The organism is Sphingomonas sp. BL-S-28 (assembly GCF_055521515.1).
Map to the genome: position 1 here is coordinate 1,274,745 of NZ_CM145484.1, position 12,567 is coordinate 1,287,311.

14 protein-coding genes are annotated in these 12,567 nt (G+C 65.6%); 10 read left to right on the plus strand and 4 right to left on the minus strand.

Annotated elements, in window-relative coordinates; translation table 11 throughout:
- Positions 1-89 precede the first annotated feature (89 nt).
- The 6 genes from nagZ to tatC all read left to right on the plus strand — a co-directional run bounded on the left by nagZ (position 90) and on the right by tatC (position 4,230).
- Positions 90-1,100, plus strand: a complete 1,011-nt coding sequence (gene nagZ, locus ACZ1JC_RS14815) for a beta-N-acetylhexosaminidase (protein ID WP_465136130.1) — start codon at positions 90-92, stop codon at positions 1,098-1,100.
- A 4-nt stretch (positions 1,101-1,104) separates the two neighbouring features.
- Positions 1,105-1,923 carry a segregation and condensation protein A gene (locus ACZ1JC_RS14820; protein ID WP_465138588.1) on the plus strand — a complete coding sequence of 273 codons (819 nt, stop codon included), beginning with the start codon at positions 1,105-1,107 and terminating at the stop codon, positions 1,921-1,923.
- On the plus strand, positions 1,920-2,555 hold the full coding sequence (gene scpB / locus ACZ1JC_RS14825) for an SMC-Scp complex subunit ScpB (RefSeq protein ID WP_465136129.1): 636 nt from the start codon (positions 1,920-1,922) through the stop codon (positions 2,553-2,555). Before ACZ1JC_RS14820 ends, scpB begins: the two co-directional genes overlap by 4 nt.
- A gap of 130 nt (positions 2,556-2,685) precedes the next feature.
- Positions 2,686-2,931 (plus strand): twin-arginine translocase TatA/TatE family subunit, encoded by a 246-nt coding sequence (locus tag ACZ1JC_RS14830; RefSeq protein ID WP_465136128.1) that lies wholly within the window; start codon positions 2,686-2,688, stop codon positions 2,929-2,931.
- A gap of 24 nt (positions 2,932-2,955) precedes the next feature.
- Positions 2,956-3,366 (plus strand): Sec-independent protein translocase protein TatB, encoded by a 411-nt coding sequence (gene tatB / locus ACZ1JC_RS14835; protein WP_465136127.1) that lies wholly within the window; start codon positions 2,956-2,958, stop codon positions 3,364-3,366.
- A gap of 45 nt (positions 3,367-3,411) precedes the next feature.
- The gene (gene tatC / locus ACZ1JC_RS14840; protein WP_465136126.1) at positions 3,412-4,230 is read left to right on the plus strand and encodes a twin-arginine translocase subunit TatC; all 819 of its coding nucleotides are present in this window, start codon (positions 3,412-3,414) and stop codon (positions 4,228-4,230) included.
- Positions 4,231-4,482: 252 nt separating this feature from the next.
- On the opposite strand, the gene ACZ1JC_RS14845 is transcribed toward tatC, so the two are convergent.
- Both ACZ1JC_RS14845 and ACZ1JC_RS14850 read right to left on the minus strand, forming a co-directional pair.
- Positions 4,483-6,195, minus strand: a complete 1,713-nt coding sequence (locus ACZ1JC_RS14845; protein WP_465136125.1) for an amidohydrolase — start codon at positions 6,193-6,195, stop codon at positions 4,483-4,485.
- Positions 6,192-7,088 (minus strand): NAD(P)-dependent oxidoreductase, encoded by an 897-nt coding sequence (locus tag ACZ1JC_RS14850; RefSeq protein ID WP_395328111.1) that lies wholly within the window; start codon positions 7,086-7,088, stop codon positions 6,192-6,194. The genes ACZ1JC_RS14845 and ACZ1JC_RS14850 overlap by 4 nt, the downstream gene beginning before the upstream one ends.
- A gap of 211 nt (positions 7,089-7,299) precedes the next feature.
- Between ACZ1JC_RS14850 and ACZ1JC_RS14855 the strand changes: the two genes are divergently transcribed.
- From ACZ1JC_RS14855 to ACZ1JC_RS14865, 3 genes are all read left to right on the plus strand, one after another.
- A complete protein-coding gene (locus tag ACZ1JC_RS14855; RefSeq protein ID WP_465136124.1) occupies positions 7,300-8,553 on the plus strand; it encodes a threonine ammonia-lyase in 1,254 nt (417 codons plus the stop codon).
- 471 nt (positions 8,554-9,024) lie between these two features.
- The gene (locus ACZ1JC_RS14860) at positions 9,025-9,861 is read left to right on the plus strand and encodes an arginyltransferase (protein WP_465136123.1); all 837 of its coding nucleotides are present in this window, start codon (positions 9,025-9,027) and stop codon (positions 9,859-9,861) included.
- Positions 9,862-9,894: 33 nt separating this feature from the next.
- Entirely contained in the window at positions 9,895-10,251 is a 357-nt protein-coding gene (locus tag ACZ1JC_RS14865; protein ID WP_465136122.1) for a VOC family protein, read from the plus strand.
- A gap of 33 nt (positions 10,252-10,284) precedes the next feature.
- On the opposite strand, the gene ACZ1JC_RS14870 is transcribed toward ACZ1JC_RS14865, so the two are convergent.
- A complete protein-coding gene (locus ACZ1JC_RS14870; RefSeq protein WP_465148399.1) occupies positions 10,285-11,283 on the minus strand; it encodes a DMT family transporter in 999 nt (332 codons plus the stop codon).
- 97 nt (positions 11,284-11,380) lie between these two features.
- Between ACZ1JC_RS14870 and ACZ1JC_RS14875 the strand changes: the two genes are divergently transcribed.
- Complete coding sequence (locus ACZ1JC_RS14875; RefSeq protein ID WP_465136120.1) at positions 11,381-11,890, plus strand: Lrp/AsnC family transcriptional regulator; 510 nt, start codon at positions 11,381-11,383, stop codon at positions 11,888-11,890.
- A 10-nt stretch (positions 11,891-11,900) separates the two neighbouring features.
- Here the strand turns inward: ACZ1JC_RS14875 and ACZ1JC_RS14880 are convergent, their stop codons facing one another.
- The gene (locus ACZ1JC_RS14880) at positions 11,901-12,488 is read right to left on the minus strand and encodes a lysozyme (RefSeq protein ID WP_465136119.1); all 588 of its coding nucleotides are present in this window, start codon (positions 12,486-12,488) and stop codon (positions 11,901-11,903) included.
- Between the last annotated feature and the right edge of the window lie 79 nt (positions 12,489-12,567).

The following is a 12,567-nucleotide window of genomic DNA, read 5'->3' on the forward strand; positions in this document are numbered from 1 at the left end:
CCGGAAAGGGCGGCTCCAGAGGCCGCCCTTTCCACATTTCCGATCGGCCTTTCCTTGCGGTCGGGCCCGAACTTTGCGAGCAAACCGGCATGACACCCGCGATCTTCGGCCTTTCCGGGCTGACCCTCAGCGACGACGAGCGCGCCTTCTTCAAAGAGGCCGATCCCGCCGGCTACATCCTGTTCGGCCGCAATGTCGAAAGCCGCGACCAGATCCGCGCGCTGACCGACGATCTGCGCGCGATTCACGGGCGCGACCGGCTGCTGATCAGCATCGATCAGGAAGGCGGCCGCGTCGCGCGGATGAAGCCGCCGGTCTGGCAGGCCTACCCGCCGGGCGAGGCGTTCGACCGGCTCTATGATCTCGCCCCTGCCAGCGCCATCGAGGCTGCGCGCGACAATGCGGAGGCGCTGGGGCAGGACCTGGCCGAAGTGGGCATCACCGTCGATTGCCACCCGACGCTCGATGTGCGCCAGAAGGGCGCGCACGATGTGATCGGCGATCGCGCCTTCGGCTTCGAACCGATGCGCGTCGCGGCGCTCGGCCGCGCGACCTTGCAGGGCCTTGCCCGCGCCGGCGTGGTCGGCTGCATCAAGCATATCCCCGGCCACGGCCGCGCGATGGCGGACAGCCACAAGGAACTGCCCACCGTCACCGTGAGCGAGGAGGAACTGGAACTCGATATCGAGCCGTTCCGCACGCTGAACGACACCCCCATCGGCATGACTGCGCATGTGCGCTACACCGCATGGGATGCCGAGAATCCCGGCACGCTCTCTCCTTTCGTGATCGAAGACGTGATCCGCCAGCGCATCGGCTTTACCGGGCTGTTGCTCAGCGACGACCTCGATATGCAGGCGCTTTCGGGCAGTGTGCCGGACCTTGCCGCGCAGGCCATCGCGGCGGGCTGCGACATCGCGCTGAACTGCTGGGCGAAGATGGACGACATGGTCGGCATCGCCAATCTGCTGCCCACGCTGAGCGGTGAGGCGGCGGCGCGGCTGGAGCGGGCGCTGGCTTCCGTCGATGGCGTGGCAGGCACTGGCACGCATGGCGAACTCGTCGCCCGGCGCGACGCGCTGCTGGCGCTGGCGGCCTGAACCGATGGACCTGCCTGCCGATCTTCCGGCAGACATTCCGGCCGATGAGGGTGACGCGTGGGACGGCGAGGACCGCGCCGAGGCCCGCAAGGAAACGCTGCATCTGGAGATCGACGGCTGGGAAGGCCCGCTCGACCTGCTGCTGGACCTTGCGCGCCGGCAGAAGATCGACTTGCGCCGCATCTCCATCCTCGAACTGGTCGACGCCTATCTGACGTATGTCGAGGAGGCGGAGGCGCTCCGGCTGGAACTTGCGGCGGACTATCTGGTGATGGCGGCCTGGCTGGCCTATCTCAAGTCCGCGCTACTGCTGCCGAAGGAAGAGCAGCCCGATCCCAGCCCCGAGGAACTGGCACTGCGCCTGCAACTGCGTCTGCAACGTCTGGGCGCGATGCGGGAGGCGGCGGCGCGACTGATGGCGCGCGACCGCCTTGGCCGCGACGTGTTCCTGCGCGGCGCACCCGAAGGGCTGCGGGTGGAGCGCAAGGCGCTCTGGCAATGTTCGTGGTACGACCTCGTGCGTGCCTATGGCGACGTGAAAGTGCGCAGCCAGCCCGTGGTGCACATGGTGCGCGAACGCATGGTGATGACGCTGGACAGCGCCATCGCCCGCGTCTCCTCGATGCTGGGCGTCTCGCTGGACTGGATGGACTTGCGGGACTTTCTGCCGCCCGCGCAGGAGGCCTGGGCCAATCCGCAACTGCGCCGCTCGGCGCTGGCCTCCAGCTTCGTGGCCGCGCTCGAACTGGCGCGCACCGGCAAGGCGGAGATCGCGCAAGAAGAGACTTTCGGCCCGCTGCGGTTGAAGGCGATGCGCCCATGACTCTGCAGGATGCGCAGGGGCCAGACGATCTCGTCCGCGCGGTGGAGGCGACGCTGTTCGCGGCGGAAGAACCGCTGACCGTCGATCAGATTTCCAATCACCTCGGCAAGGCGGACGTCCGCGCCGCGCTGGCCGAACTCAAGGCGCATTACGAAGGGCGCGGCATCCGGCTGGTGGAGCGCGGCAAGCGCTGGCACTTCGAAACCGCGCCCGATCTCGCGCACCTGTTGCGGCGTGAGAAGGAGGAGGCGCGCCGGCTTACCCGTGCCGCGACCGAAGTACTGGCCATCGTTGCCTATCACGAGCCGGTCAGCCGCAACGAGATCGAGGCGATTCGCGGGGTGCAGACCGCCAAGGGCACGCTGGACGTGCTGATGGAGGCGGGCTGGGTGCGCGTCGCCGGGCGCCGCGAAGTGCCGGGCCGTCCGGTGATCTATGCCACCACGCCCGAATTCCTCTCCCATTTCGGGCTCGCCTCCTTGAAGGAACTGCCGGGGATAGATGAATTGCGCGCGGCGGGATTGCTTGATCCGGTGGATGACGAGATGATCGAATCCGCGCTGCGGCCCCAGCCGGTCGACAGTTCGGACGAGCCGCCGGAAGATGACGACGCGGCGGACTGCGACGAATAGACGACTGGCGCGGGTCAGGACGATGACAGGCTGGCAACTTGGGATGAAAGTCCCTAGATGGGATGGATAGGGTCTGAATCGGCCAACGGCTATTGGCGCCGATCAGGCCAGGGTTTTTGGAGTTGAGGTTATGGGTAGCTTCTCGATCTGGCACTGGATGATCGTGCTGGTCATCGTGCTCGTGCTGTTCGGTCGCGGCCGCGTGTCCGAAATCATGGGTGACTTCGGCAAGGGCATCAAGAGCTTCAAGGAAGGTATGAACGAGGACGAGGCCAAGAAGGCATCGACCCCGGCTGCTCCCGCCCCGCAGATCACGGCAACTCAGGATGCGCCGGTCACGCCGGCGCCCACCGAGAACAAGTCCGAACAGGTCTGAGCGCGCGAAGGGTAGGGCGCCGCCATGTTCGACGTCGGTGCATCCGAACTTCTGATGATCGTCATCGTGGCGGTCGTGGTCATCGGCCCCAAGGATATGCCCTTGGCGATGCGCACGGCCGGCCGGTGGATCGGCAAGATGCGCAAGATTTCCGGTCATTTCCGCGCCGGCATCGACGCCATGGTGCGCGAGGCCGAGCTGGAGGATATGGAGCGCAAGTGGCGTGAGCAGAACGAGGCCATCATGAAGGCCAATCCCGTTCTGCCCAGTGCCGAGGAAATGCTGCCGCCGCCCGCGCGGGTGACGCCTGCCGACATCCTGTCGGAGGACAAACCGCCCGCCGTGGCAGAAGTTGCGGCCGAAGGCGCGGAACCGGCGGCCGAGCAGAAGAGCGCCCAGCAGGCGGAATTCCACCTGCCGCCGCCACCGCCATGATTTTTGGCCCACCGTTTCCCGGCACTCTGTTGTAAAGCCGCCCGCATGCAGCCTTTCCGCATCTCCGATATCGACGACACCCAGGCGCCGCTGCTCGATCACCTGATCGAGTTGCGCGCCCGCCTGCTGCGCGCCTTCCTGGCGTTTGCGGTGGCGTTCGGCGTGTGTTTCTACTTCTCGGGCGACATCTTCGCCTTCCTGGTGCGGCCGCTGACCGAGGCGTTCCCGCCGGGGCAGGGCAAGCTGATCTACACCAAGCTTTACGAAGCCTTCTTCGTGGAAGTGAAGATCGCGCTGTTCGCGGCGTTCTTCGTCTCGTTCCCGGTGATCGCCAACCAGATCTGGGCCTTCGTGGCACCTGGCCTCTACGCCAAGGAAAAGAAGGCGTTCCTGCCGTTCCTGATCGCAACGCCGATCCTGTTCACGATGGGCGCGGCGCTGGCCTATTACGTGGTGATGCCCACGGCATTCCACTTCTTCCTCCAGTTCGAGGGCGAGAAGGGCGGTCTGAAGCTGGAAGCGCTGCCAGGCACGGGCGATTACCTTGCGCTCGTCATGCAGTTCATTCTGGCCTTCGGCATCAGTTTCCTGCTGCCGGTCCTGCTGATGCTGCTCAACCGCGCGGGGATCATCACCCGCAAGCAGTGCGTGGGCGCGCGCCGCTATGCCATCGTCGGCATCTTTATCATCGCCGCCGTGGCGACCCCGCCGGATGTGGTTTCGCAGTTGCTGCTCGCGGTGCCGCTGCTGGCGCTCTACGAGGGTACGCTGGTGCTGATGTGGTTCACCGAACGCTCCGCCGCGCGCGAGCAGGCCAAGGCCGAGGCGGAAGCGCCGGCCGAAAGCGGTGCCGTCGCCGAGTAAGCGGCGGTGGCAAAGGGGGAAGGCGCTTAGGCTTTGCTAGCCCCTTCAACTCCCTCGCCTAGTCCCTCGTCGCCCCCGCGAAGGCGGGGCCCCCGCTTCCTTCTCCCCGCCGCAAGAACAAGCGGGATCCCCGCCTTCGCGGGGATGACGGATTGAGCAAAGTTTAGGCGCAAAGTTTGGTCTGAGGCTGGTGCCGGATAAGGTCGCAAACGTAGGCGACGCACCGCGAGACCGGGGTGTAAGACTTCTGCCTTAACGCCCCGCCTCGGTATCGACCTTCTTCTCCGGAATCACCCGATCCTTCGCGGCGGACCAAGCCATCTGCCCGCCGATCCAGGTTTCCATCACCTTGGTCGCGCGCAACTGCTGCGGCGTGGCCAGCATCGGGTCCACATCGACGAACAGGAAGTCCGCGCGGTAGCCCTTGGCGATGCGGCCAAGGCGGTCCTCGGCGAACATCGCGTAGGCAGCGCCGGTCGTATAGGCGTTTAGCGCCGCTTCGCGCGAGATGATCTCCTGCGGCTGCCAGCCATTGAACGGCTGACCGTCAGCGCCCTGCCGCGAAATCGCGACCGCCATGCCGACGAAGGGCTCGGAAGGCTCCACCGGCGTGTCCGATCCGAAGGCCAGCTTCGCCCCCGTGGCGGCGATCGATTTCCACGCATAAGCCCCGGCGAGCCGCTGCGGCCCGAGCCGGGCTTCCGCCATCGTCCGGTCGGACGCTTCGTGCTGCGGCTGCATGGAGGCGATCGTGCCGAACTGGCCGAAGCGCGGGATATCGGCGGGATCGACGATCTGTGCGTGTTCGATGCGCCAGCGCCGATCGCCCTTGTAGGTGGCGGAAAGCTCGGCGATCGAATCGAGTACGGTGGCGTTTGCCTCGTCACCGATGGCGTGGACGGCGATCTGGAAGTTGTCGATCGCGGCGCGGCTCATCAGGTTGCCAAGCTGCGTCTGGTCCATGCGCGGCAGGCCCTTGGTGCCCGGCGCATCGGCGTAAGGTGCCTTCAGCCACGCCCCGCGCGAACCCAGCGCGCCGTCTAGAAAGAGCTTCAGCCCGTTCATCTTCAGCCGGTCCGCATAGAGCCACGGCGTCGGGTGCGGGCCGCCGATCAGCACCATGTTGTCGATGCTGTCGGCGTAGGAGACCACGCGGATGCGCATGTTGCCAAGGTCGGCGGCGCGGCGGAAGGCCTGCCAGTCCTCGATCGAGGTGCCCATGTCGGCAATCGCGGTGACGCCTTGCGCCAGCAGCGCGAGTTGCGCTTCACCGAAAGCAGTGTCGCGGTCCTCAGGCCGGGGCTTGGGTACTTTCGCCTCGATCAGCGCCATCGCACCGTCCACGAAGACGCCTGCAGGCGCCTTGGAGCCGGTGCTACGCACGATCTCGCCGCCCTTGGGGTCGGCCGTCACGGCGGTCACCCCGGCGGCGGCGATGGCGGCGGAGTTGGCCCAGCCGGCATGGCCGTCCACGCGGCTGAGCCACGCGGGCTTGCCGCCTGTCGCGCGGTCCAGTTCGGCGGCGGTGGGCATACGGTCCAGCCCCCACTGCATCTGGTTCCAACCGGTGCCCAGGATCCATGGCAGGTCCGGATGCGCGGCCGACCAAGCGGTGATGCGGGACAGAGCCTCGTCCAGCGTCTTCGCCATCGAGAGGTCGAGCGTCATTTTGGCAAAGCCCGTCGCCATGACGTGGCCATGCGCATCGATCATGCCGGGCACCACGTTGCGGCCCTTGCCGTCCACCTGATAGGCGACCTTCTTCGGCCGTTTCTCACCGTGGTGAAAGACTTGCACGATGCGGCCCTGATCGTCGATCAGGAAGCCTTCGAAGTGCTCCACGCCGCCCTTGCCGTCTCCGGTGACGCCGTTGACGTTGTCGATCAGAACATCGGCCAGTGCCGGCTGGGCGAGCACGGTCGATGCGAGCAGCAGGGCAACACCTGCGCCTTTGCTGAAATTCACGGATTACCCTTTTTCGGCAGGCGCTTGATGATCGCGCTGGTGTCCAGGCGGCCACCGCCCTGTGCCTGGATGTCGGCGAAGAACTGGTCGATCAGCGCCGCCACCGGCAGCGAGACGCCAAGCCCGCGCCCTTCGTCGAGGCTGAGGCCAAGGTCCTTGCGCATCCAGTCGATCGCAAAGCCGAAATCGAAATCGTCCGCGTTCATCGAGTGCCAGCGGTTGTCCATCTGCCATGATTGCGCGGCGCCGCCGGAGATCGCCTCGTAGACCTTGTCCATGTCGAGGTGGGAAGCCTGCGCGAAGCGCACCGCTTCTGCCAGCGCGGCGACATTGCCGGCGATGCAGATCTGGTTGGCCATCTTGGCGATCTGGCCGGAGCCGGCCTTGCCGACGTGGACGATGCGGGCGGAGTACGCCTCCATCACCGGGCGCGCGGCCTCTATCGCTTCGTCCCGGCCGCCGCACATCAGCGTGAGCGTGCCCTGTTCGGCGCCGATCTGCGATCCGGTCATCGGTGCGTCCACGCAGTGGATGCGCAAGTCCCGCGCCTCTACCGAAATCTGCCGGGCGATGCGGGCGGAGACGGTGGTGTGATCGATGAACGTCGCGCCCTTCTTCAGCATGCGGAACACGCCGTTGGGGCCCAGCACGACTTCGGAAAGGTCGTCGTCATTGCCGACGCAAGTGATCACCACTTCGGCATCCTGCGCCGCATGCGCCGGGTTCGCGGCGATGCGGTGGGCCAGACCGGGGTTGTCGTCCGCCCATTTCCGCGCCCGCTCTGGCGAGCGGTTGTAGATGGTGAGTTCGTGGCCCGCGAGCGCAATGTGCCGCGCGATTGCGCCGCCCATTACGCCGAGGCCGATGAAGGTAACCTTGCGTCGCTCGCTCATGGTGTTCTTTCTAGCGCGTTTTGCACGAAAGCAAACCACGCCGGAGCGCTTATCCCGCGCATTACGCCGCGCTTTCAGTCGCCTGAGGCAGGATAAGATGCAACGTTTGCAACCATGTTCCTGCAATAAAATTGCCATGACGCGGCTTCTTGCGCTTTTTCATGACACGAGCCTTCCCAATTGCACCGCATTCCGTTAGGCGCGGCCCTCTATGGAACAGCCAATACTCAAGATCGCCGAGGAGCCCGAACGCGCGCTCCTGACTGCCGAAGACGTTCGCGCGGCGGCGGGGCGGATTATTGGCAAGGTGGTCCGCACGCCCACGCTCCGGTCTACCACGCTGAGCGCGATCACCGGCGCCGACATCTGGCTCAAGTTCGAAAACCTTCAATTCACCGCCGCCTACAAGGAACGCGGCGCGCTTAATGCCCTTTTGCTGCTGGATGAAGAACGCAAGTCGCGCGGCGTGATCGCCGCTTCGGCGGGCAACCATGCGCAGGGCCTGTCGTACCACGGCACCCGCCTTGGCGTGCCGGTGACCATCGTCATGCCGCGCACCACGCCGACCGTGAAGGTGATGCAGACCGAAAGCGTGGGCGGCAAAGTCGTGCTGGAAGGCGAAAGCTTCGATGAGGCTTATGCCCACGCGCGCAAGCTGGAAGGCGAACTGGGCCTGACCTTCATCCACCCGTTCGACGATCCGCACGTCGCGGCCGGGCAGGGCACGGTCGCGCTGGAAATGCTGGAGGACGTGCCGGATCTCGATACCCTGGTGCTGCCGATCGGCGGCGGCGGCCTTGCCACCGGCATGGGCACCGCGGCGCGCGCGATCAATCCGGACATCCGTCTGGTTGGCGTGGAGGCGCAGCTCTATCCTTCGATGTACAACCTGCTGAAGGGCACCAGCCTGCCGATCGGCGGCGATACGCTGGCCGAGGGCATTGCCGTCTTCGCGCCGGGGCAGATGACCTCCACCGTGCTGCGCGGGTTGCTCGACGAGTTCCTGCTGGTCAGCGAATCGGGCATCGAAAGCGCACTGGCGCTGCTTCTCCAGATCGAGAAGACGCTGGTCGAGGGCGCGGGCGCGACCGGGCTGGCCGCCGTCATGGCCAATCGCGAACTCTTCGCCGGCCGCAAGGTGGGCATCGTGCTGTCCGGCGGTAATATCGACACGCGCCTGCTGGCGAATGTGCTGCTGCGCGATCTTGCTCGCTCCGGCCGCCTCGCGCGCCTGAAGATCGGCCTGCAGGACCGCGCCGGCGCGCTGTTCAAGGTGGCCAAGGTGTTCCAGGAGCACAATGTGAACATCATCGAGGTGTTCCATCAGCGTATCTTTACGCACTTGCCGGCCAAGGGCCTCGTCACCGAGATCGAGTGCGAGGCGCGCGACAAGGAACAGCTGGACGCACTTGTCTCCGCGCTGCGCCGTGAAGGGTACGAAGTGCGTCAGGTGGAAACCGATTAGAGCAGTTTTCGACCCGACTGGGTCGGATCGACTGCTCTAAGCTTTTGGTTTGGCGCATTTTCCGAGTCATCAGGTGATTCCACCTGATTAGAAAATGCTCTAAGAGTCGTTTGAAATCCGCCGCAGGCGGATTTTGCGGCACCGGCCCACTCCCTCACCCTACCACCCGCAAGATACTACCATCGGGTGGTAGGGTGAAGGAGTGGGCCGGTGCCGCAGGAAAATGCCGAAAGGCATTTTTACGACCGACGATCTACCGCTTTCAAAAAAATCATCGGCCGCGGACTCGGCCCGTTCCGGGACAATAAAGGGTTAACTCGGGCCCCTTCGTCCGATTCCGTTGCCGACAGGTCCAGATTTGTGGTTAAAACGCTTTCAACGTTGCCAAGCCGTATGCATATTCAGGGCAGACACGGATAGGTCGCTTAATAAAGCGCCGCCTCTCCGCCAGCCAGAGGATAGATTGCGCCCGTGACGGCACCCGTTCGCTTTCCCCGGTTTTTCGTGACCAGCCCGGCGCCGTGCCCCTATCTGCCGGGCCGCAGCGAGCGGAAGGTCTTTACCGAGCTGAAGGGCCCCCACGCCGATTCGCTGAACGATGCGCTGGGCCGCATCGGCTTTCGCCGCAGCCAGACGGTGGCCTATCGCCCCTCCTGCCTTGATTGCAGCGCCTGTATCTCGGTGCGCGTGGTGGCGGACGAATTCGTTCCATCGGGCACCCAGAAGCGGCTGATCAAGCGCAACAGCGATCTCGTCGCCACCGTCTGCCGTCCGTGGTCGACCAGCGAGCAGTTCGAACTGCTGCAGCGCTATCTGGCCGTGCGCCATCCCGAAGGCGGCATGACCTCGATGGACGAGGTGGATTTTGCCGACATGGTGGAGCACACCCCGGTAACCAGCTACGTCGTCGAATATCGGGAGCCTTCGGCGGACGGCGTGACGCCGGGCCGCCTCGTCGGCGCCTGCCTGACCGACCGCCAGTGCGACGGTCTTTCGATGATCTACAGCTTCTATGATCCGCATCATGAGCGGCAGGGGCTGGGCACCTACATCATTCTGGATCACATCAGCCGCGCGCGTGAGATGGACCTGTCCTATGTCTACCTCGGCTACTGGGTCGAAGGATCGCCGCGGATGCAGTACAAGGTGCGCTTCCGGCCGATGGAAAAGCTGGGCCGCGCCGGCTGGGAACGCTTCAGCAGCGAAGAGCAGGAGCGCCTGATCGCCTCTGCCGTGGCCAATCCGCGCGGGCCCGACGACCTTGGCGGCAAGGGCCGCAAGGACGGCGTCCCCTCGATCACCGGCTGAGGAAGCCTCCGGCATACTATTCGGGAGAACGGCATGTCTGCGGTGGGTATCGGCGGTGTCTTCTTCCGGGCGCGAGAACCGGAGGCTCTGCAGGCCTGGTATCGCACCCACCTCGGCATTGCGGCGGACGATCCCTATCAGTGGATGCAGCAGGCCGGGCCCACGGTGTTCATGCCGTTTTCGCAGGACACGGACTATTTTCCGGCCGACCGGCAGTGGATGATCAATTTCCGAGTGACCGGGCTGGATGCCTTGCTCGCCCGCCTGCGCGATGCAGGGATCGAGGTGATCACCAATCCCGATTGGGACACGCCCGAGACGGGCAGGTTCGCCCGCATCCATGATCCAGAGGGTAATCCCGTTGAGCTGTGGGAGCCGCCGGCGGAATAAACTGCCTTGGAGGGTTCTCAAGGCCGCGCGTTTCTAGTGCGCGGCGCCTTCGTTGAGCGCCGCCAGATCCTTGTCCGTCGGCTTGCGATGCGCGGCCAGGCAGGTCAGCACCGCCGCCACCAGCAGCCCGAAGGCGGCGATCTCGAACACGGTGGGCAGGCGGTGTTCCCAGATCAGCGCATAGGCCAGCGCGAACAGCGTTTCGAACAGGATCATCTGGCCCACCAGCGTCAGCGGCAGCAGGCGGCTGGCCCGGTTCCACAGCGCATTGCCGGCGATCGAGGCCAGCAGGGCGATGCCGACCGAGACGGTCAGGAAGCCGGTCCACTGGCTGGTCGTGCGCACCGCGTCGGCCTGCCAGATCGCCAGCGGGATCAGCGCCGCACCTTGCAGGCCGGTCACGACCCCCAGCAGCAGGTTCCAGTCGTGAGATGAAACCGCATCGAGCCGGGCGAGCCAACGGCTATTGCCCACGGCAAAGGCGCTCCAGGAAGCAAGCGCGCCCACCGCGCAGGCCAGGCCGACAAGGCGGGAGGCCATCGGTGCCGTGCCGGGCGCGGCAATCGCCTGCCAGCCGATGCACAGCACGCCCGCCGCGCAGAGCAGCAGCGACGGCGCCAGCCTGATCAGTGGCACGGCGCCATGGTCGCGGCTGCCGACGAGGGTGACGGTCACCGGCAGGAAGCCGACGATGATCGAGGTCATGGCGATCCCGCCGATATGCACGGCGTTTACCAGCAGCACGAAGTAGAGCGTGTTGCCCGTTAGCGCGAGCCAGCAGAGCGCGATCCACGCGTCTCGCGGCAGATGGGCGGTGATGGATTTCCAGCGCGGCGCCAGCAGCAGCGCGGAAATGAGGCCATAGCTGACATAGCGCCCGATCGTCAGTTCCAGCGGACCGAAGGCGCGCACCAGTTCCGGGGCAAGGAAGACGAGGCCCCAGAGCGCGCCCGCCCCGGCCCCGCAAAGCACACCCAGCAGCGTCGTCCGCGTGCCCGCGGTGCCCGCCGTCATGCTTCCCGCCAATTCCATCTTCGCGCTCCATCGTGCCAGTCAGGCGGGACATATCATCATGTGAATGAGGCATGCGCTCTTGATTTGCCCCCTGAACGCAACAAAAGCTCTCAGCATGACCCGATCCAGCAGCAAATCTTCGCCCCGCACCTCTCCCCGACTCGATTCGTTCGATCGCGCGATCCTGCGCATCGTCCAGCAGGACGCGCGCACACCGCAGCGCCGCATTGCCGAGGCAGTGAACCTTTCGGCGGCGGCGGTGCAGCGGCGCATCGCGGCGATGGAGGCGGCGGGGGTGATCACCCGCAACGTCGCGCTGGTCGATCCCGCGGCATTGGGGCAGGACATCACCTCGATCGTGCAGGTCAATCTGCGCGACGAACGCGCGCCCACGGTCGATGCCGCCAAGGCGCTGTTCCGGGCGCGGCCGGAAGTGCAACAGTGTTACTATGTCACCGGCGGCGTCAGTTTCGTGCTGGTCATCGTCACCAGCGACATGCGCGCCTACGAAGCGCTGACCCGCGAACTGTTTGCAGAGAACGACTGCATCGCCAGCTACGGCTCGCTGATCGCGCTCGACCGGGTGAAGGTGGATACCGGCGTCGTCATTCCGCCACCCGGCTGAGTGTGACAGGTCAGGGCGCCGCGTAGAGCCGCGCTTCCTCCGCGCGGCGTTTCTTCAGGCCTTCCAGCACTTTGCCGTCGTTGCGGATCCATTTGCCGAATTCCTGCTGCGCCTCGGCAAACCGGCCCTGCAGGTGCAGCTTGCCCAGCGTGGAACTGGCGATGGCCCCGGTGTTGTAGTGGAACGAGACCAGCGCATCGAACTGGTTGGGCGTGGTCGCGGCCGAGCCCAGGAACCTTGCGACCGCATCGACATAGCGCTGCACGTCGCGATCGAAACGGGCATCGCATTCCGCCTGCGTCCAGACCGTGCCCGGCCCGATGTCCGCGCCGGTCGATCCCCAGCCGATCGTCCAGGGGAGCCCGTCGCGGCTGCCCGGATCGGGATAGGCGCCGAAGCGGCCATCGGGGCGCTTCCTGCCGCAACCTTCCCAGGTCTTGATCAGCGCCTTGCCGGCGTCGCCCAGCGTATGTGCCGGAACCGGCGCGATGCCGAGCGCAAGGTCTATCGCGCTGTCGAGACGGGTGACGTCCTGCGGGGTGAAACTGCGTCCGATCAGGTGGCGGACTTCATCGAAAATCGGCTTGCGATCCAGCATCAGGCCTCTCCGTAATGGCGGGAAGGCCGATCAAGTAAGCCGGATGCGGGCCGGTAGGAAAATGGTTTGTGCGCAGCCG

Coding starts and splice junctions, on each gene's coding strand:
- nagZ (WP_465136130.1), top strand. CDS start 90: ATGACACCCGCGATCTTCGGCCTTTCCGGGCTGACCCTCAGCGACGAC.
- ACZ1JC_RS14820 (WP_465138588.1), top strand. CDS start 1,105: ATGGACCTGCCTGCCGATCTTCCGGCAGACATTCCGGCCGATGAGGGT.
- scpB (WP_465136129.1), top strand. CDS start 1,920: ATGACTCTGCAGGATGCGCAGGGGCCAGACGATCTCGTCCGCGCGGTG.
- ACZ1JC_RS14830 (WP_465136128.1), top strand. CDS start 2,686: ATGGGTAGCTTCTCGATCTGGCACTGGATGATCGTGCTGGTCATCGTG.
- tatB (WP_465136127.1), top strand. CDS start 2,956: ATGTTCGACGTCGGTGCATCCGAACTTCTGATGATCGTCATCGTGGCG.
- tatC (WP_465136126.1), top strand. CDS start 3,412: ATGCAGCCTTTCCGCATCTCCGATATCGACGACACCCAGGCGCCGCTG.
- ACZ1JC_RS14850 (WP_395328111.1), bottom strand. CDS start 7,088: ATGAGCGAGCGACGCAAGGTTACCTTCATCGGCCTCGGCGTAATGGGC.
- ACZ1JC_RS14855 (WP_465136124.1), top strand. CDS start 7,300: ATGGAACAGCCAATACTCAAGATCGCCGAGGAGCCCGAACGCGCGCTC.
- ACZ1JC_RS14865 (WP_465136122.1), top strand. CDS start 9,895: ATGTCTGCGGTGGGTATCGGCGGTGTCTTCTTCCGGGCGCGAGAACCG.
- ACZ1JC_RS14870 (WP_465148399.1), bottom strand. CDS start 11,283: ATGGAATTGGCGGGAAGCATGACGGCGGGCACCGCGGGCACGCGGACG.
- ACZ1JC_RS14875 (WP_465136120.1), top strand. CDS start 11,381: ATGACCCGATCCAGCAGCAAATCTTCGCCCCGCACCTCTCCCCGACTC.
- ACZ1JC_RS14880 (WP_465136119.1), bottom strand. CDS start 12,488: ATGCTGGATCGCAAGCCGATTTTCGATGAAGTCCGCCACCTGATCGGA.